Origin of the sequence: Bacillus sp. SLBN-46 (assembly GCF_031453555.1) — a bacterium.
Taxonomy (GTDB): domain Bacteria; phylum Bacillota; class Bacilli; order Bacillales; family Cytobacillaceae; genus Neobacillus.
In genome coordinates this window covers 2,323,386-2,341,023 of sequence record NZ_JAVIZM010000001.1, presented here as the reverse complement: position 1 = coordinate 2,341,023, position 17,638 = coordinate 2,323,386, and the positions used below count along the sequence as shown (strand labels likewise).

The window sequence follows — 17,638 nt, the reverse complement described above, 5'->3', positions numbered from 1 at the left end:
GAAAAGACTTCAATAAAAAGCGCTAAAACCAAATGCAAGGAGAGCTTACCATTAGACGGCAAGCTCTTTTTTTCTGAAAACATATACACTTAAAAATAATAGAATAATGATACAAGCGGCAGCGGTCAAACTTGCTGGTAAAGTATAATCTGAAAATCCTTTATGCATAAGTACTTCATTTGCATAGCTTGTGAGTTGCGCTGGACTCCATTCCAAACGATTAGATAAGGTACTGCTTACTATACTTATAACTATTACAACCGCCAATGAACTAAAAGCAGCAATCCCTGGCGTTAAAAGTAAAGCACTAAAGAACAACGTAATTGTTATGACAACAGTAAGCCATAAACCATATAGTAAAAACGATTGGAAAAAGCTTGCAAACGATATCCAGTCAAATAAAATACCAGTATAATACCAAGTAGCCAAGTAACCCATCAAGAAAGAAAACCATATTAAAAGTAGAGCACCCATCCATTTAGAAGTTATAAAGGCAAGATAGGAAACAGGTTTCACTAGAATCATAGCAGCGACTCCACTTTTTCTTTCTGCAGCAATAATCCCCATAGTAGTGAGAACAATAATTAATACGCCAAGTGACGTGTATTCTCCAAGGCTTTGAATTAATACCTCAGCTGCAGAAGGTGTTGGAATTTCGACCTTAGCACCCTCAGGAAGACCTCCAAATGAGTCTAGGATTTGCTCCATATAATATGAAGTTAAAGGTTTTTGAACGCCAAGTAGGATAAAAGTTATCGGTACCCAAATCCATTTAAAATTTCTCCACATTTCCAGCATTTCTTTTTGCAGCAAAATCATCCATTGGTTCATTTCCCCACCACCTTCATAAACACATCTTCGAGGGTCATACTACTAATCTCAAACTTTTCAAGGGGGAGATTATGATCAGAAATTACCTTTAAAAATGCCGATCTCGCATGAACTAAATTTTCAACATAAATGCTCATCTTATTGCCTTCGTTCATAACAGAGTGTGTTACCTCATGGGTTGAAAAAAATGAGGCATATTCCTCTGCTTTACCTTTAAAATACAAATCAATCTTAGCTTGCTGATAACGTTCACGTAATTCTGACATAGACCCCGCTTCCACAATTTCCCCTTTATGTAAAAACAGAATTTCGTCACACACTTCTTCAGCATCACTTAATATATGGGTAGAAAATAGAATAGTAGTTTCTTTTCTTAATCCCTCAATAAGATCTAATACCTCTCTCCTGCCAATCGGATCTAATGCAGAAACAGGTTCATCGAGCATGATGAGCTGAGGACGATGGATTAAAGCCTGAGCAATTCCGAGCCTTTGCTTCATCCCTCCAGAATATTTACCTACTCTTCTATTTTTCGCCTCTACTATTCCTACCAGCTCTAAAAGCTCATTTGACCGCTCCTTGGCCTCTTTACCTGTTAATCCTGCCAATTTCCCTGTATATGACAAAAATTCAAATCCAGTCATCCATTCGTAAAACACAGGAAATTGCGGTAGATAACCAATCAAATGACGGATGTCTTCTCCTTTTTTAGCATCACTGAAGATAATTGATCCCTCTGTTGGGCTCATTAAACCAGAAAGCATCCTAAGCGTCGTGGTTTTCCCTGCCCCGTTTGGACCTAACAGGGCAATACATTTCCCTTTTTCTAATGTGAAATTCAGCCCTTTTATTACCTTCGTCCCTTGGAAACTCTTTTTCAACCCACTTATTTGGACAAGAGACATCAGTTATTTCTCCTTCCAATCACAAAATAAAGAATCGGTCCAATTATATTTACGAACAAGATGATAATTACCCATAACCATTTCGGTCCCTTGGTTTGGTCGATCCTAACCAAATCTATAATTGCAACAACAATTAAAATAAGCTGGATAATCAAGATTGGTGCAATAATTGGAAGATTACTTACGATAGAATCCATTCTTATTTCCCCCTTCCGAGTTTCTTCTTTTCATAAGACTATTGTACTATAATGCAATATAAACCCGACAAAAAATTTTGCCGGGCAGGCTTTTTTATTTAATTAATCTGAATATTAGCGGGAATCGGTACTCATTTCCTTCATAAGCTTTTATAGCCGCAATAATTGTATAAACCAGTAGCATAATTCCTAAGATGGGAGTGGTCACAAACCCTACAAGAATGATCATTAATAATCCACTAATAATCAAGTAAACTGTATAAGAAATTAAGAAGTTAAAATATTCCTTGCCATGATAATCAATAAATGAAGACTGATCCTTCTTTATCAACCAAATGATTAATGGAGCCAAAACTGGAAAAAATAAACTTAATACATAGATACCAGCAGCCAATAATCTCTCTTCACTTTGAGCCATTTTCTTTTCCCCCAATTGGAAATATTTAATCTTACCTTATTATTTACGCTCCATCCTTCTAAATGTTTCAAAAATCATAAGAAATTGGAAAAATATAATAATACAAACTATTTCCTACTTTTCCTTAGGCACATATGTTGCTAAAATAGATAAAATACATTATCACCTAGAAGAAAGGTTCGATTATGACGAAAATACTATTAAAAAACGCAACTATTTATCCAATTACCACCAATCCCCTTCAATCAGGGGATGTGCTGATTGAAAACGGTAAAATTAAAAAAGTGGGTTCAAATATCAATACAGATCCAAGTGTTAAAGTTATTGATTGTCATCAGCACTTTCTTTTTCCTGGCTTTATTGATGTGCATACCCATTTAGGTCTATATGATGAAGGAACTGGCTGGGCTGGAAATGATGCTAATGAAACAGCTGAAGCTTTAACACCCCATATTAGGGCTATGGATGGGGTATATCCATTAGACCAGGCGTTTACCGATGCAGTAAAAAGCGGAATAACAACCGTACATGTCATGCCAGGAAGTGCAAACGTCATTGGCGGGACTACCTCTGTAATTAAAACAACAGGAAAAAATATTAAGAAAATGATTGTACAGGAAGTGGCAGGATTAAAAATTGCCTTAGGAGAAAATCCAAAGCGGATACACAGTCAAGGAAATAATGATTCCATTACTAGAATGGGGATTATGGGGATGCTGAGAGAGGCTTTTTATAAAGCTTTTCATTCCGATACCCCAGAAGATCTAAGAACCGCTCCAATTGTTATGGCACTTAAAAGGGAGATTCCCGTAAGAATTCATGCTCACCGTGCCGATGATATTATTTCTGCCCTTCGCTTTGCTGAGGAGTTTAATTTGGATTTACGAATAGAACATTGTACAGAAGGACATTTAATTGCAAATGAGCTATCCGATTTAAATCTAAAAGTATCTGTGGGTCCAACTTTAACGCGTAGGTCTAAGGTTGAATTAAAGAACAAGACATGGAAAACCTATCAAGAGTTAACCAACCACGGGGTAGAAGTATCCATTACAACAGACCATCCCTATACTCCTATACAATATTTAAATATTTGTGCAGGAATTGCTGTACGGGAAGGATTATCTGAACAAAAGGCTCTTGAAGGTATCACTATTCTACCAGCAAAAAACTTAAAAATAGACCAAAGTGTAGGAAGTATCGAAGTAGGGAAGGATGCCGATTTAGTCCTTTGGAGCCATCACCCTTTCCATTACTTAGCAAAGCCGAAATGGACGATGATCGGTGGAGAAATCGTGTATTCAGAAACGTAGAATTTTGTTGAAAATTGGTAAAAAATATTATCGAAATTCCACCAAAAAAACTATTCCTTTTTTTCTTTTTTTCTTGTATCATACTCTAAGTGAGTCCATTTAGGACTGCAGAAATTTGGGGGTTTTTATAAATCCATTAACAAAAAAAATGATATAGGGAAGGCAAATGGTGCGCCACCAGTTTACTGGTTCTAGTGGGTTCGATTCCCACCCCGAAATTTTTTAAGTAACTTTATAAAAAATTTCGAGGGTGGGCCGCTTCTTCTTCTGACATGGGATCGGTATGCCCTAATGGAGGGATATTCATGCTTAAGAAACGTGATCTTCATGACAGCCACACATTATACGAATTAATGACGCACCCAGATGTCTTCCCTTTTGTACGTCATAAAGCTGATTCATATGAAGAATTCTTATTTATTACAAAACAGACGATTGAAGCTGAAGAGCGCGGTGAATTAATTTCAAGAACGATTCTTGATGAATGGGGCGCGCCAATTGGTACCATTAATTTATTTGATATTGAAGATAACGCTGGGTTTTTAGGCACCTGGCTTGGGAAGCCCTACCATGGAAAAGGATACAATAGCCCAGCTAAAGACGCCTTTTTCAATGAGCTTTTTTACGAAGTTGGAATTGAAACTGTTTTTATGCGCATTCGAAAGGTAAATGTTCGATCAATAAAAGCCGCAGAAAAACTACCTTATGTAGTGCAAGCTAACGAGACAAGAAAAACGATTTATGAACAATTAAATGCTAGTGGCGATATATACGATTTATACGAGATTCCAAAAGATTTATATACTTTATATCATTTGCGCAATGGCTTATCACAAACAGACGACCAACAATTATTGGAAGCATAAAAGCAATCGGTTCAATCCCGATTGCTTTTTTTCACATATTTTAATAATGATATTAGTCCGTCACGTTTTGCTCTATCGTTTCATTCACATCAGTTAGACCCATTTGGAGCAAAAAGTCTTCTAATTCCTCATTTGTTAATGTTTCAAAGCGGCCATCATGAAAAAATATTTGTGTTTGATTTGGATTAATTCTATTCATATTAAAACTCATATTCTTTGCTCCTTTCATGGATGATTACTTTCTATTATCCACAAAAGGAATTGTTTTCATTCCCGAAAATCAAATTGTTCTAAAAATTTGGTTATCAGAAATTTATGATTTTGATACCTTTCCTAATACATCCACTCCACCTGTGACTGGAATAATACTCCCTGTAATAAAATCAGACTTTTCATCCGTTAAAAAGGCAATGACTCTTGCAATGTCCTCCCCAGTTCCCTGTCTGCCAATCGAACCATTATTTGCATCATAAGACTCTTTAATATTGCTTACTTTCCACTCACTTGTAATATCTCCAGGACAAACCATATTAGCAGTTATTCCGAATTCTGCTTCTTCGATTGCAATTGTCCTAGTTAAAGAGGCCAATCCTGCCTTTGCTGCCGCAAAAGCTGAACGATAAATCCAACCAGGTGTTGTTTCAACTCGGTCATAACCTAAGGTAACAATTCTTCCCCATTTTTGTTTACGCATGGAAGGAATAACTAATTTCGACAAACAGAAAACTGACGTTAAGTTCCCACTTAATAGATAATTCCACTCTTCAGATGAATATTCAGTCAACTTTTTTCTTTCATGTATGTAGGGTCCAGCATTATGTATTAAAACATCAATGGAAGTAAAGAAGGAAAAAGCTTCACTTACTATATGTTGACAATCCTCTTCTTTCGCTACATCCCCCTGAACTGCTATATTTTTTGTCCCATAGCTTTCGTTCAGATGCTTTACTAATGATAGAGCTTCTGATTCACTATTTCGGTAGTTGATCACAAGCTGATATCCATTTTCCGCAAGATGCTCTGCCGTTTTTTTGCCAATGCCAGAAGCTCCTCCTGTAATCAAAGCCGTTTTCTTTTTCACGAACATTACCTCTCTATTTTAGAATCCTTCTCTATACTATATGTTAAAAAGATTCAATTATATATGCAAATAATAAACTTTGGAGAATGGAGCCAGATTCGATATGGGATTATCATAAGAAGTAATAACGGATGGGCAATCAGTTGCATAGTATGAGGTAACAACCAATGCGGAGCCCCGAAGATTGTGCTCCAATGGAAAACTAAAAAAGGATGTGACAGGATGCAGACTGTAATAAATATTTTTAGTCTCAAAATAAACAGTGTATCTAACAACGGGTCTGTCAACATCGGGGAAGCCCTTCATAATGCGCATACTGCCAATCAGAAATCACAAGGACAAAATGCATCCTTTGGAGATTTTGCCCCTCCTACTGCAGCCATGGAAAATGTATTTATTGATCCAGATGTAAATGATATGGGGGATATTGCAAATCCAGCAAACGTTGTTTCTAATCAAATGTAAAAGGACTGAAAATCCATGCCTTTTCAAATAAATATTTTTAATATCAAAACTAATTCCTTAAATAACAATGCCAATATCTCTTTAGGGCCAGCAGTCCATAATAGCCATACTGCCAATACAAAATGGGTAGGAACCAACATGGCACTTGGAGATTTTTCCCCAAGCACTTCATTTTCAACAAATGGAGTCGCGGATACAGATATAAGTGATCAGGACCAAATTCTGAACCCATCCTCACCGATTACTAATCAATTTTAACAAACTGAAAGGATGAAATGTGATGTTTCCTTGGAATATTTTCCCCATCAATAAGGATATGAAAGACAAAATGCAGAAAATGAAGCCTGAGGAAATTGATAACTATGTTCAGGATTTATTGGGGAAAATCATGCCTTCAAATATGCGGGGAATGAATCCTCAAGACTTTTTTAGTGGGGTTCAATCATCCGTTCAACAACCGGCAGCAACAGGAGGATTGAATTCTACAGCCTTCGAAACACATGATTTTGTCTTCGTTCGTATACCGATCAAACATGATGAATGGATAAAAAATCTTCGTATTTACCATACAACCAATCAGCTGATTGTTGAACATATCCCACAGCATGACGATAAACATGTCATTACCCTGCCAGCCATTGTGAGAAAAAAGGGAGCAACTGCCAACTATAAAGATAATATGCTTGAGGTAAAAATCCCTAAAAATATTGATATGCAATATTCACAAATCGACGTCACAGAAATTTTGTAAACGTCTTTTTTTTTGCATGTTTCTTATAAAGTTAAATATGATGAAAGTAGGTCCCCTTCATTTTACCTTTCATATTCCAATTCTGAATAGAGGGTTTATATGCGATTCTTCTTTCGCTTATTTAAAGTAAATAAACAATTGACACTGAAAATAGCAGAATTGGAAAAGAAGATCTCTTTCTTAGAAGCGTCTATTACTGAATTTCAGCATACGGCAGAACCAGAAAGCAATAGTGAACCTACAAACTCAAAGGAAAGAGAAAGCCCTCCAACCATTTTAATTGAGCAACTAAAAGTAGATCAAATAGTCATTCACCATGTAGATTACGCCAACAACTTTGGACAGTTAGGAATTAAGGAATTATCAGGGCGATTAAATATTGGAACCAACTATGAGGGTGAACTTTCAGATAAAATTAGCAAAAAGGTAAATGAAAAACTAAACGAAAAACTCAATGATAAGCTAGGGAGAACAGCTAAAGTGAATTTAAGAGCAAAAAAAGAGGAGCCTTCATAAAAAACAGCCCCAAGAGGCTGTTTTTTAATTATGATTTTCTTGTTCCTTCTGCTCCATTTGCATTCCATCCATCGAATCTTTTACATCTGCATCTTCTGGTTCACTTGGCTTTCCAACGATGAATTCCTTTTTAGGCATATTATGCATATCTCTTGCGGTCACATGAGAGATAATATAGTATGTTCCTTCCTGCTGGAAGGCCTTTTTCAGACTATAGATACCATTTTTCGGGTTTTTAATTTCTACTTTTTCATGCTTTTCATCTTTTGAACGCCATATCTCAAATAAGACTTCATCCGCATCATTAACCTTTTCCTTACCTTGTGTAACTTTTGCGTTGAATGTTATTGGTTCATTAATTTCCCCTTTTTCAGGGTTAACAGTCAAGTCTACATCTAGCATTTCAGGCTGTTCTGAATGATTTTCATGCTGATTACTACATGATGCCATAAGACTTAAAACTAAAACTGAAATAAAAACAAATACCAGCTTTTTCATCTTTCTCCCCCTAACTGATCGTTTCCATAATTTCCATGTGAATTTTTATTAAAGCTACTTTTGTTTGATCGGAGACTGAAGAATTTATTATCCTTTTTATCGCAAAAAAATATTTTTCATACTTATTTTTTCTGATTCTTGGATGTGAGTTTTCATCTAGCAGCTCTCGTTTAATTGCTTCGGTTAATATTTCTTCGCTGCTACATTCTCCTTTATGTAATAAACGGTTATTCCAAATCGAACGGTACTCCTCTAATAATTGATCGAAATTTTCTAACTCTTGTTGCAACTCCATTCCTCCTTTAGCCTCAATAGCATTGTTACATATTTACTAACATTATTGCAAAAAATAGTTTTTAATAATTTATTGAAAGGAGAAAAGCAATGACAACTCCCTATAAATGTCCAAATTGCAAAACGAATCGAAGTCGATTTAATATTATTCAGCAAGTATCCCATTCGGTAAAGCTAGATCCTCAGTCTGGAGAAGTGGTTCGTGAATACGAGGAAAGCACTCTAGAACCATTTCATCTCCCCTACAATGGACCAGACTATCGAGTTCAATGCGGTGCTTGCGGGTTAATTGAAGATGAGCGAACGTTTATTAAGTTTGGTGAACAACCTAGATAATTTTAACATAATAAAAACACCTTTATTTGAGGCACTCCCCTCATATAAAGGTGTTTTTTTACTATGGGAGATTGTTCTTAGTTAAAAAATGCTCTGAATCCACTTTCCAGGCATCTGATGGTGAAAAGCGAACTAAATGAATCGTTTCTTTATAGGTCTGTCTTCCCCTATTTTTTATATACCAATCAACTTCAACTGGAACATCCAAACTTATTTCGCTTGTTAAATCCTCTGCTGGTAGACGTTCCATTCGAGCTAATCTAATATTTTCAACTAATTTAAATACTGATCTCCACTTATTCTTTTGCAAGGAAATTTGAGAGGTAATTCTTGTATCATGTTGTTTTATACCTGCAATATAGGCGTCTATAACGTCATAGGGATTTGCTTTACCCAAGTATTCATTTAATTTTCCAGATGCTTTTAAGACCATCAGCATATGTGATAAGTCCATGGAATTTGTTCGATGAGTTGTACTACCATAAAAGTGAATACAAAAATGACCAGGAAAATTATTTTTAAGCGCACCTGCTCCATGGGGCATTCCATGCATCGACGCTCCAATCCACTGATTCTTATGAATAACAATTATTGCCCGTCGTTTCCAACTCCATTTACCCCCATATATTTTTTTCATTATTTTCGTATCCTTTGGAGTTAACGGCTGCACATCCGCATGGTGACTACCTGCTCGCCTTTGCACATGAAATTGTTTTCCGGTCTCTACATCCAAGACAATAAATTTTGAGTACTTTGGTAAAATATGATTGACTTCATTCCAATTTAACATTTCAATTTTATAGTCAATATCAGATTGAGCAAGAACCCATTGTCCATTAAAGAGGATATAGAGTAATACTAAAATACTAGCTGCCTTCTTCAATTGAAATCCCCCTTTTAATGGTTTTTGACTACATTAAAAGAGTTACCTGAAGAGACTTTTATCATTCACTCTAGTTTCATTATTCTTTATTTTTTTCAAGAACGTTGAGCTGTTGTTGAAGCATATTCCAATCGATATTCTCACCAATAAACACAAGGTTTAAGGGTAAATTCATGTTTTCCTTCATGTATAGAGGCATACCATATGAAAATTGAAATAAAGTTGGAAAATCAGATGAACTAAACTTTACATAACCTTTTATTCGGTAAATTGTTTCAGGGAGTTGTTTTAAAAACACTTCAAAATCAGAGTGACTGACTGCGCCTTTAAATTGATAAACGAATGTTGTCAGATTTAGTGGTATTCGTTGGGATTCTTTTTTTGCAGCTTCCTCAAATGAAACGGAGAGCTTTCGAATATCCCCTATCGCTACTTGTGAAAAGTTTGTAAGAAGACATCGTGCATTCGAATTAATGGATTGAATTTCAAAGGTAATACTTGCTTGATCTTTCTCTTCTAATTCATTTATTTTGTTTACTATAATAAAATCCGCATGCCTTACTTGCTCTAAAATTAACTGTTGCAGCTGTGGACTTAATGCCTTTCGATCTTTCCACCTTGCACCGTCTATTGTCGTAATAATCCCCTTAACAAATAACTTATCTGCAAATAATGGAGAAAGGATGGCATCTAATACTTCCACAGGATGGGCCGCTCCCGTTGTTTCTATGTAAATGACATCCGGTTTCTCTTCTACTAATAAACCTTGAAGCTGGGATTCAAGCTTATCTTGAATGGAGCAGCAAATACATCCCCCAAGTAACTCTTTCAACTCGACGTCATCGTCTATCGCATCTGAGTCAATCGAGACTTGTCCTAATTCATTCATCATGACAGCTACTTTTCTACCTAGGCTCCGTTCATCCTCTAGTAATCGTTTTAATAAGGTCGTTTTTCCGCTCCCCAAAAATCCTGATAAAATATAAATCTCTGCTTTTTTCATCTTTCTATCCCTTCTTCTATCTTGTTCCCTTTATTATATATGAATAAGTGGATAAGAATCCAAAAAAAGCGAATGATTCCATTCGCTTTTTTAGTCATTAATTAATCATTGGTTTTTGATCTTTTTCCTCGAAATCACTATTCACGGCTTTTGACTGTTCTTCATTCATTTGAATCAGTTCGAATTTAGTTATAGGATTCATGATGGCTGAGAGACCTATCTCCAATAAAACACCCTTAGCAATATCCGTTTTTACGCTATGTCGCGCTTCATTGAGAAGTGCTGGGAACATTGTAAGCCATTGGTCAGCAGATAGATTTTTATTCACTTCACTTCTTATCGCTGAAATTACACCCACAAGGTAGTCCTCACTATTAGGTAGATCACGCAGTTGATTTAAAAGGTCAACCATTTCTTTCCCCTTCAAGACTTCTGGGTCTGACACATCATGGTCAGTAGCAAGTGGACTCGTAATTCCATTTGGAGCTAGTAAATCAAGAATTCTAGCTGCACCAGAGGAATCAATAATAAAACAATAGTCAATTGGTATGTGATAATTTTTTTCAACCGTTTTTTTTAGAGTGCCAAAGTCCCCTTCATCATTAAAAGGAGGAATTTGAACAGTTCCATAAGATAATTTATTTTTAGCAGCATCACGGCTGATAATAATAGCCAGATTCGGTCTTGAAGAATTATTATTAATCTCATTTTCCGTTATTAAAAAGGTTTCTACTTTTGAATTATCTCCACTTATTTGATTACCATCTGTTTTTACATCATTTTGAAAAAATGATTTCAAGGGACCAAAGCCTAAAAAAGAAAATGCAATAACAGCAATACAAAGCTTTCTCAATTTACTTAACCACCCATCCCATTTATTTATTGTCCATTCTCGGAAAGATGGTAAATAAATATACACAATAAATTCTTTTCAATTAAAAAAATAAACCCGGCTCTTGTGTGAGCCGGGTTTATCTTATTTTTATTTCATTCTTCCTTTTAAAACCTCAATAGCCTTTTGCAGTTGTGTATCACTTGTTTTAATTTTTTCTCTTAATAGCTCCATCAATTTCAAGGTCGATTCACCTTTTAACACGCCGTTTGCAGGGAGCTTTTGTGCCGTTTGTAAAGCAATGACAGCCTGTTTTGTTTTTTCATCAAAGAAACCATCTTCACGACCCGGATCATAGCCAATCGCTTTTAACATCTTCTGTGCTGTTTGAATTTCTGTTGAAGAGTTAGAAAAGGCCAGCTCTTTTTCTGGATCAATAATCGGTAATGTAGCAAATTCAGGAAGTGCTACTGCTACATCTGGCTCAATTCCCTTTTTGTGAATCCAGTTGCCATTTGGTGTTAACCATTTAGCGATTGTATATTTTAGGTTAGAACCATCTTTAAAATCTTCTGCCGTTTGTACAGTACCTTTACCAAAGGATTTCTCACCTATAAGCGGGATTCCTGCTGATTCCTTTACAGCAGCAGCAAAAATTTCAGAGGCACTGGCACTACCCTTATCAATCAATACAACTAACGGTAAGTCAGGATTACCTTGATTCTGAGAACCAATTTCCTTAATCTTTCCATTTCTATCTTCTTCTTTGACGATAATTTTTCCTTTAGGAACAAACATACTTGTGATACTTACTGCCTGATCTAATAATCCACCAGGGTTTTGTCGCAGGTCTAATACTAAACCTTTCATACCCTTCTTTTGTAAATCATTTAGAGTCGTAACTAATTCTTTTGAAGTGTTACTTGAAAAACTAGTGATTTGTACCTTTGCAATAGAGTCATCAACCATTTCTCCGTAGACAGTCTCAATTGGTATCGTATCACGAACAATAGGAACGGTCATTGGGGCTTCTGTTCCTGGTCGTTGAATAGTTAATTCAACCTTCGTACCTTTTTTACCCCTGATTAAAGTAACTGCTTCAGTAGAGTTCATCCCTTGAAGGCTTTTTCCATCTACTGATATAATCATGTCATTTGGCTTTAACCCTGCTTTTTCAGCAGGAGAACCTTTGATTGGAGAAACAATAACAATATGTCCATCCTTTTCTTGGATTTCTGCCCCAATTCCTTCAAAAGATGAAGATATACTACTATGAAAGCTTTTTGCTTCCTCATTACTCATGTAATCAGAATAGGGATCGTCAAGCGATTCCACCATTCCATTAATTGCCCCATTAATAAGCTTTTTCTGATCTACTTCTTTAAAATAACCATTTTTCAAGGTATCAAATGCTTCATAAAGTTTATTGAACTCTGTTCTTTCTGCTCCAACTGTTACCACTTTTTCTTTACCAAATGCAAAGGCAATTGTTGTAATTCCAGCTGATAAGAAAACCATTAAAAATAACAGCATAATAAAGTGAAACTTCTTTAATCGGATATATCCGGATCTGTTCTCAGTCACTTGCTCCTGTTCAACTTTCTCTCCTTCAAGTTTTTCTTGCTCAACGTTCTTACCTTCCAAAGCTTTCACCACTTTCGTTTACCATAAAAATAAGATATGTACTAGCTAGTATTAACAAATGTCTTAAGCAAAAAGCAAACCCTTAGTGATTAGAATAACATCTTTTTATTAAAATTAACAAAGAAAAGTTAATGAAATTAATAAGAAATAAAATAATAGAGAAATCTCACAGACGATAAAAGAGGCTGATTGGTCAGCCTCTTCATTAATTCATAGATTTTTTTATATTTTGACTCGTTTCAAACGAAGGGAGTTAGTCACGACAGATACAGAACTAAATGCCATTGCCGCTCCAGCTACCCATGGAGCTAATAATCCTAGAGCAGCAATTGGAATGCCTGCAGAGTTATAGATCAAAGCCCAAAACAAGTTTTGACGAATGTTTTTCATTGTCTTTTTACTTAAAGATATGGCTTTCGGAATCAATGACAGTTCTCCACCTAGAATGGTGATATCTGCTGCTTCAATAGCGACATCTGTACCTGAACCTATGGCAATACCGATATCAGCAACTGCAAGAGCGGGTGCATCATTTATTCCATCCCCTACCATTGCAACCTTCATTCCTTTATGCTGTAGTTCCTTTATATGATTTGCCTTTTCTTCCGGGAGAACCTCAGCAATAACATTCGTAATTCCCACCTGAGAAGCAATGGCTTTTGCTGTTCGTTCATTATCCCCTGTAAGCATATAAACTTCGATGCCTAATTCGCATAGTTGAGTAACTGCCAGCATAGCTGTCTCTTTTACTGTATCAGCAACTGCAACAAGTCCCATGATGGTTGAATTAATTGCAATGTACATGGCAGTCTTACCTTCGTTTTCAAATTGAAGTAATTCTTTTTCTTTTTCCGTATAAGAAATACCTTTTAAATCCATTAGCTTCCGAGTTCCCACATATATTTCATCATCGCCTATTTTCGCCTCGATCCCATAACCTGGAATAGCCTTAAAGCGTTTGACCGGGAGAGTACTGGATCGTCTTTCCATACCATATTTAACAATAGCTTCAGCAAGCGGATGTTCTGATGATTTCTCAGCAGAAACTAAATATTGAAGGACCTTTTTCTCCTCTTTATATGCGATGAAATCAGTAACAACTGGCTGACCTTTTGTTATAGTTCCCGTTTTGTCAAGGACTATGGCGTTTATCCTATGCGCAATTTCTAAATGCTCTCCACCTTTGAAAAGGATGCCCATCTCTGCACCTTTTCCTGTTCCTACCATTATAGATGTGGGGGTTGCCAGCCCAAGAGCACATGGACAGGCGATCACAAGAACAGCAATAGCCGTTTCCAAAGAGGTTGGAAAATCACCGGGATTCACTATAAAATACCAAATTAAGAAAGTCACGAATGAAATACAAACAACAACTGGTACAAAGTAGCTAGAAATGATATCAGCAATACGTTGAATGGGTGCCTTTGATCCTTGAGCTTCTTCAACAATCTTTATAATTCCCGCAAGAGCTGTGTCTTTTCCCACCTTTGTTGCTTTCATCGTTATCGTTCCATTTTTATTAATCGTCGAACCTATTAAATAATCGCCCACAGATTTCTCCACTGGGATCGATTCGCCTGTTATCATTGATTCATCGACTGAGGATTGCCCTAATAAAACTTGTCCATCTACTGGAATTTTTTCTCCTGGTTTCACTAGTAGCCAATCTGATACTTGCACTTCTTTAATTGGAATTTGAAATTCCTTACCATCTCTTATAACTGTTGCTTCTTTTGCTTGAAGATTTAGTAATTTAGAAATGGCGATAGTTGTTCTACCTTTTGCTAAAGTTTCAAATAATTTTCCTAGTAAAATTAAAGTAATAAGAACAGCGCTTGTTTCAAAATATAGATGCGGCATATAAAAAGGATTGCTAATGGTTTTAATGCCCTCTGCAAGACTGTAGAAATAGGCTGCGGATGTACCTAAAGCTACAAGAACATCCATGTTTGCACTCTTATTTTTAAGTGCTTTATAAGCACCCATATAAAAAGGTCCCCCAATATAAAATTGCACAGGTGTGGCTAACAACAATTGAAACCACGGATTCATCATCACATCAGGCATTGGGAATCCAATATCCATTGGCATATGGGCAAGCATAGTGTACAAAAGTGGCAAAGACAATATCACAGAAAGGGAAAACATGCGCTTCTTATGCTTTATCTCCTCTTCTTTATATTGTTGCTTTGTTTCTCTTTGATCCTCTTCTAAACGAGCACCATATCCGAGGTTTTCAATTTTTGTAATGATTTCATTACTTGAAACTAAATCTTTATCATATGAAATGGATGCGGTTTCCAAAGCCAAGTTGACATTTGCTTCAACACCATTTACCTTATTTAAAACCTTCTCAATCCTGGCTGAACAAGCTGCACATGTCATTCCCGTAATATCAACTTTGAGTAGCTCTTTCATTTCGTACACCCCATTCGCACTATACCCTGTACCCTATTTAAATCAATATAATCATTTAATTAGTCACATATTTTCCTTTTTTGTTTTACATTTTAATTCTCCATCAGGGACCTAAGTTCCTTTTTATAAAAGAAAATACCTCTTCCTATTTGGAAGAGGCATTGTATTCTTTATTACTTAGTGGCAGCCTCTAAAGCTACCTCAATCATATCATTAAAAGTTAATTGTCTTTCTTCTGCTGTAGTTTCTTCTCCTGTTAGAATATGATCACTAACAGTTAGCACAGAAAGAGCTTTACGATTAAATTTGGCTGCTAACGTATATAATGCTGTCGTTTCCATTTCAATGGCCAAAATCTGATACTTGGCCCATTTTTCAAGTTCTGCATTATCATTATAAAAAGAATCTGCAGTAAAGATATTCCCAACTTTTAAATTAAGTCCCTTTTCGACTCCAGCATCATATGCCTTTTTAAGTAAGTCAAAATCGGCACAAGGTGCAAAATCAACATGTCCAAAAGTTAGACGATTCATATTCGAGTCAGTAGAACTTGTCATAGCAAGGATAACATCCCTTACTTTTACATCCTTTTGGATCGCCCCGCACGTACCTACTCTTATTAAGTTCTGCACATTATAGCTTTGCATGAGTTCGTTTACATAAATAGAAATAGACGGAACACCCATTCCAGTTCCTTGAACTGAAATCCTTTTTCCTTTGTAAGTTCCTGTGTAACCAAACATATTTCTTACTTCGTTATAACATTTAGCATCCTCTAAAAAGGTTTCTGCAATATATTTCGCTCTCAGCGGATCCCCAGGCAGCAAGACCGTTTCTGCAATTTCATTTTCTTTTGCACCAATATGTACGCTCATTAAATTTAACCTCCAATCAAAATAAGTACGTTTCACTCCGTACCATAGACAATATATCATAAACCGTTTTTATTGAAAAACACTTCTGAGAAATAGTTATGTTTTTTCTGATTTGTGGGAAGCTATCTTTAGATGTAAAAGGAGGTATGATAATGGGAAAAAAACATAGAAGCCGCATAAATGGTCAAAAGAAAAATAATCATATTCCAGCCGAGGCGATTGTGGCAGAGCACGAAGCACATGCAAAAGAGAACCGCGCAGATGGTGGTAGAAAAAGCTAAGTAAAAATAAACCTAAGGTGTTTCCCTTAGGTTTTTAACGTATCATTATTCTATTAATTGGGGTCCATCCGCCAGTTTGTAACTGATAATAGTGCTGACCGCCTCGCCCCTCATCAATTAATATAATGTCACCGGTCGAGAGAAATCTTCCTTTATAATTTGAAGGTATTCTGTCAGTAACATTAAAGCGACTAAAGGTTTCTTCCAAGCATTGTTCGCGGCCAGCAGCAGGAATGGTCGTTCTATAGACCTGTTTATAACCTTTATTTTCACGGTACTTTGGAGTTTGAAAGATCGTCACATCATATTTAATACAGGGCTTTCTCGTTAATACTCTGATCATCTTGTACCTCCAATTATTAGAATTTATTTTCTATTCTAATAATTAGATGTAGACCTTGTCGAATCCTCTGTAGAATACTAACTATTTTTGTCGAGAAGCCAATTTTTTGTATATTATGAGTATCTTTGTATTACACTCTGGATTTTTTGTTGTAAATTAGGGATATCTGCGTTAGATACAGTTAATCTTACGTTCGTTTCATCCATTCCCATCGCTTCTGAGAATAATCCTGAAAGTCCCTTTGCACGTCGATCCACTTGGAACATCAAATCTAGTGTGCCATTACCTGAAGATAAAAACACCACTTCTAACTCATCTAATTTACCACGAAATAGCCCTGATGTTGGGACAAATTCAAATTCTTGAACGAAGGGTAACCTGCCTCGTAAGCGTCGTGGTGCTTCTTCACAGTCCGCTTCTCTAATTCTAAAGCCTAAATTATCTACCGCGTTAAAAACAGCAGACATTAATTGATTAGGAATTACCTTTAAATAATCCTTATCACTCGGGTCCACCCCGCCTTTTATATCCAGTCCTGTTGTTACCCACACTTTTGACCTGCCAATAGATAATGGTGTATCATACGGCAACTGGAAGGTAAACGGAATTTCCTTTCTTTCATTGGACCTGGTTGTAAAAGGTGTAGTTAGACGAAATCGGTCGATGGTAGCAGTTACGTTATATTTTCGATCATCTGACTCTTTTAAATAAGTTGTATTGAGTGAAAGATAAATCTCATCTATTTGCTGTTCAACCTTTCCACCCTTAATTTCAACAACCCCTTGTACTGTTTCTCCAGGCATATAAGTGTCTTTTTCTAGTTTTGTGTCCACTGATGCAGCACCAATACCTACGCTAGCAAATACTTTGTCAAAGAAAGACATACAA

The 17,638-nt window shown here is 36.2% G+C and carries 24 protein-coding genes; 8 read left to right on the top strand and 16 right to left on the bottom strand.

Annotated features, from left to right (window positions below; translation table 11 throughout):
* Positions 1 to 51: 51 nt before the first annotated feature.
* The 4 genes from QFZ87_RS12085 to QFZ87_RS12070 all read right to left on the bottom strand — a co-directional run bounded on the left by QFZ87_RS12085 (position 52) and on the right by QFZ87_RS12070 (position 2,351).
* A complete protein-coding gene (locus tag QFZ87_RS12085; protein ID WP_309861528.1) occupies positions 52 to 831 on the bottom strand; it encodes an ABC transporter permease in 780 nt (259 codons plus the stop codon).
* Complete coding sequence (locus QFZ87_RS12080) at positions 828 to 1,736, bottom strand: ABC transporter ATP-binding protein (protein WP_309861526.1); 909 nt, start codon at positions 1,734 to 1,736, stop codon at positions 828 to 830. The genes QFZ87_RS12085 and QFZ87_RS12080 overlap by 4 nt, the downstream gene beginning before the upstream one ends.
* The gene (locus QFZ87_RS12075) at positions 1,736 to 1,933 is read right to left on the bottom strand and encodes a PLD nuclease N-terminal domain-containing protein (RefSeq protein WP_309861524.1); all 198 of its coding nucleotides are present in this window, start codon (positions 1,931 to 1,933) and stop codon (positions 1,736 to 1,738) included. The genes QFZ87_RS12080 and QFZ87_RS12075 overlap by 1 nt, the downstream gene beginning before the upstream one ends.
* A 94-nt stretch (positions 1,934 to 2,027) precedes the next feature.
* A complete protein-coding gene (locus tag QFZ87_RS12070; protein ID WP_309861521.1) occupies positions 2,028 to 2,351 on the bottom strand; it encodes a DUF4870 domain-containing protein in 324 nt (107 codons plus the stop codon).
* A gap of 185 nt (positions 2,352 to 2,536) precedes the next feature.
* Here QFZ87_RS12070 and QFZ87_RS12065 point away from each other — a divergent pair, with 185 nt between their 5' ends.
* Together QFZ87_RS12065 and QFZ87_RS12060 are read left to right on the top strand one after the other, a co-directional pair.
* The gene (locus QFZ87_RS12065) at positions 2,537 to 3,664 is read left to right on the top strand and encodes an amidohydrolase (RefSeq protein ID WP_309861517.1); all 1,128 of its coding nucleotides are present in this window, start codon (positions 2,537 to 2,539) and stop codon (positions 3,662 to 3,664) included.
* 305 nt (positions 3,665 to 3,969) lie between these two features.
* Positions 3,970 to 4,530, top strand: a complete 561-nt coding sequence (locus tag QFZ87_RS12060; RefSeq protein ID WP_309861514.1) for a GNAT family N-acetyltransferase — start codon at positions 3,970 to 3,972, stop codon at positions 4,528 to 4,530.
* Between the two features lie 52 nt (positions 4,531 to 4,582).
* On the opposite strand, the gene QFZ87_RS12055 is transcribed toward QFZ87_RS12060, so the two are convergent.
* Both QFZ87_RS12055 and QFZ87_RS12050 read right to left on the bottom strand, forming a co-directional pair.
* The gene (locus QFZ87_RS12055) at positions 4,583 to 4,741 is read right to left on the bottom strand and encodes a hypothetical protein (protein ID WP_309861510.1); all 159 of its coding nucleotides are present in this window, start codon (positions 4,739 to 4,741) and stop codon (positions 4,583 to 4,585) included.
* A gap of 102 nt (positions 4,742 to 4,843) precedes the next feature.
* Entirely contained in the window at positions 4,844 to 5,611 is a 768-nt protein-coding gene (locus tag QFZ87_RS12050) for an SDR family oxidoreductase (RefSeq protein WP_309861508.1), read from the bottom strand.
* Between the two features lie 222 nt (positions 5,612 to 5,833).
* Here QFZ87_RS12050 and QFZ87_RS12045 point away from each other — a divergent pair, with 222 nt between their 5' ends.
* The 4 genes from QFZ87_RS12045 to QFZ87_RS12030 all read left to right on the top strand — a co-directional run bounded on the left by QFZ87_RS12045 (position 5,834) and on the right by QFZ87_RS12030 (position 7,343).
* On the top strand, positions 5,834 to 6,076 hold the full coding sequence (locus tag QFZ87_RS12045; protein WP_307287127.1) for a spore germination protein: 243 nt from the start codon (positions 5,834 to 5,836) through the stop codon (positions 6,074 to 6,076).
* Positions 6,077 to 6,091: 15 nt separating this feature from the next.
* The gene (locus QFZ87_RS12040; protein ID WP_309861500.1) at positions 6,092 to 6,334 is read left to right on the top strand and encodes a spore germination protein; all 243 of its coding nucleotides are present in this window, start codon (positions 6,092 to 6,094) and stop codon (positions 6,332 to 6,334) included.
* A 22-nt stretch (positions 6,335 to 6,356) separates the two neighbouring features.
* Positions 6,357 to 6,827 (top strand): Hsp20/alpha crystallin family protein, encoded by a 471-nt coding sequence (locus QFZ87_RS12035; protein ID WP_309861497.1) that lies wholly within the window; start codon positions 6,357 to 6,359, stop codon positions 6,825 to 6,827.
* Positions 6,828 to 6,986: 159 nt separating this feature from the next.
* The gene (locus tag QFZ87_RS12030; protein WP_309861494.1) at positions 6,987 to 7,343 is read left to right on the top strand and encodes a hypothetical protein; all 357 of its coding nucleotides are present in this window, start codon (positions 6,987 to 6,989) and stop codon (positions 7,341 to 7,343) included.
* 24 nt (positions 7,344 to 7,367) lie between these two features.
* Here QFZ87_RS12030 and QFZ87_RS12025 read toward each other — a convergent pair whose 3' ends face one another.
* Together QFZ87_RS12025 and QFZ87_RS12020 are read right to left on the bottom strand one after the other, a co-directional pair.
* Positions 7,368 to 7,841 carry a FixH family protein gene (locus QFZ87_RS12025; RefSeq protein WP_309861491.1) on the bottom strand — a complete coding sequence of 158 codons (474 nt, stop codon included), beginning with the start codon at positions 7,839 to 7,841 and terminating at the stop codon, positions 7,368 to 7,370.
* Between the two features lie 10 nt (positions 7,842 to 7,851).
* The gene (locus QFZ87_RS12020; RefSeq protein ID WP_308083528.1) at positions 7,852 to 8,136 is read right to left on the bottom strand and encodes a hypothetical protein; all 285 of its coding nucleotides are present in this window, start codon (positions 8,134 to 8,136) and stop codon (positions 7,852 to 7,854) included.
* 89 nt (positions 8,137 to 8,225) lie between these two features.
* Here QFZ87_RS12020 and QFZ87_RS12015 point away from each other — a divergent pair, with 89 nt between their 5' ends.
* Positions 8,226 to 8,471, top strand: a complete 246-nt coding sequence (locus tag QFZ87_RS12015; protein WP_309861486.1) for a DNA alkylation repair protein — start codon at positions 8,226 to 8,228, stop codon at positions 8,469 to 8,471.
* A 61-nt stretch (positions 8,472 to 8,532) separates the two neighbouring features.
* On the opposite strand, the gene QFZ87_RS12010 is transcribed toward QFZ87_RS12015, so the two are convergent.
* The 6 genes from QFZ87_RS12010 to deoD form a co-directional block, all read right to left on the bottom strand.
* On the bottom strand, positions 8,533 to 9,354 hold the full coding sequence (locus QFZ87_RS12010; RefSeq protein WP_309861483.1) for a hypothetical protein: 822 nt from the start codon (positions 9,352 to 9,354) through the stop codon (positions 8,533 to 8,535).
* 79 nt (positions 9,355 to 9,433) lie between these two features.
* Positions 9,434 to 10,357 carry a CobW family GTP-binding protein gene (locus QFZ87_RS12005; RefSeq protein ID WP_309861480.1) on the bottom strand — a complete coding sequence of 308 codons (924 nt, stop codon included), beginning with the start codon at positions 10,355 to 10,357 and terminating at the stop codon, positions 9,434 to 9,436.
* Positions 10,358 to 10,454: 97 nt separating this feature from the next.
* Positions 10,455 to 11,210, bottom strand: coding sequence for an LCP family protein (locus tag QFZ87_RS12000; RefSeq protein WP_309861477.1), 756 nt, complete (start codon positions 11,208 to 11,210; stop codon positions 10,455 to 10,457).
* Between the two features lie 129 nt (positions 11,211 to 11,339).
* Entirely contained in the window at positions 11,340 to 12,842 is a 1,503-nt protein-coding gene (locus QFZ87_RS11995; RefSeq protein ID WP_309861474.1) for a lmo1851 family serine protease, read from the bottom strand.
* A 213-nt stretch (positions 12,843 to 13,055) separates the two neighbouring features.
* On the bottom strand, positions 13,056 to 15,251 hold the full coding sequence (locus QFZ87_RS11990) for a heavy metal translocating P-type ATPase (RefSeq protein WP_309861470.1): 2,196 nt from the start codon (positions 15,249 to 15,251) through the stop codon (positions 13,056 to 13,058).
* A gap of 173 nt (positions 15,252 to 15,424) precedes the next feature.
* Positions 15,425 to 16,126, bottom strand: a complete 702-nt coding sequence (gene deoD, locus QFZ87_RS11985) for a purine-nucleoside phosphorylase (RefSeq protein WP_308083522.1) — start codon at positions 16,124 to 16,126, stop codon at positions 15,425 to 15,427.
* Between the two features lie 152 nt (positions 16,127 to 16,278).
* Here deoD and QFZ87_RS11980 point away from each other — a divergent pair, with 152 nt between their 5' ends.
* Positions 16,279 to 16,407 carry a hypothetical protein gene (locus QFZ87_RS11980; RefSeq protein WP_309861466.1) on the top strand — a complete coding sequence of 43 codons (129 nt, stop codon included), beginning with the start codon at positions 16,279 to 16,281 and terminating at the stop codon, positions 16,405 to 16,407.
* A gap of 34 nt (positions 16,408 to 16,441) precedes the next feature.
* Here the strand turns inward: QFZ87_RS11980 and QFZ87_RS11975 are convergent, their stop codons facing one another.
* The gene (locus tag QFZ87_RS11975) at positions 16,442 to 16,750 is read right to left on the bottom strand and encodes a YodL domain-containing protein (protein ID WP_308083520.1); all 309 of its coding nucleotides are present in this window, start codon (positions 16,748 to 16,750) and stop codon (positions 16,442 to 16,444) included.
* A gap of 113 nt (positions 16,751 to 16,863) precedes the next feature.
* Entirely contained in the window at positions 16,864 to 17,634 is a 771-nt protein-coding gene (locus QFZ87_RS11970; protein ID WP_309861463.1) for a sporulation protein, read from the bottom strand.
* Positions 17,635 to 17,638: the final 4 nt, after the last annotated feature.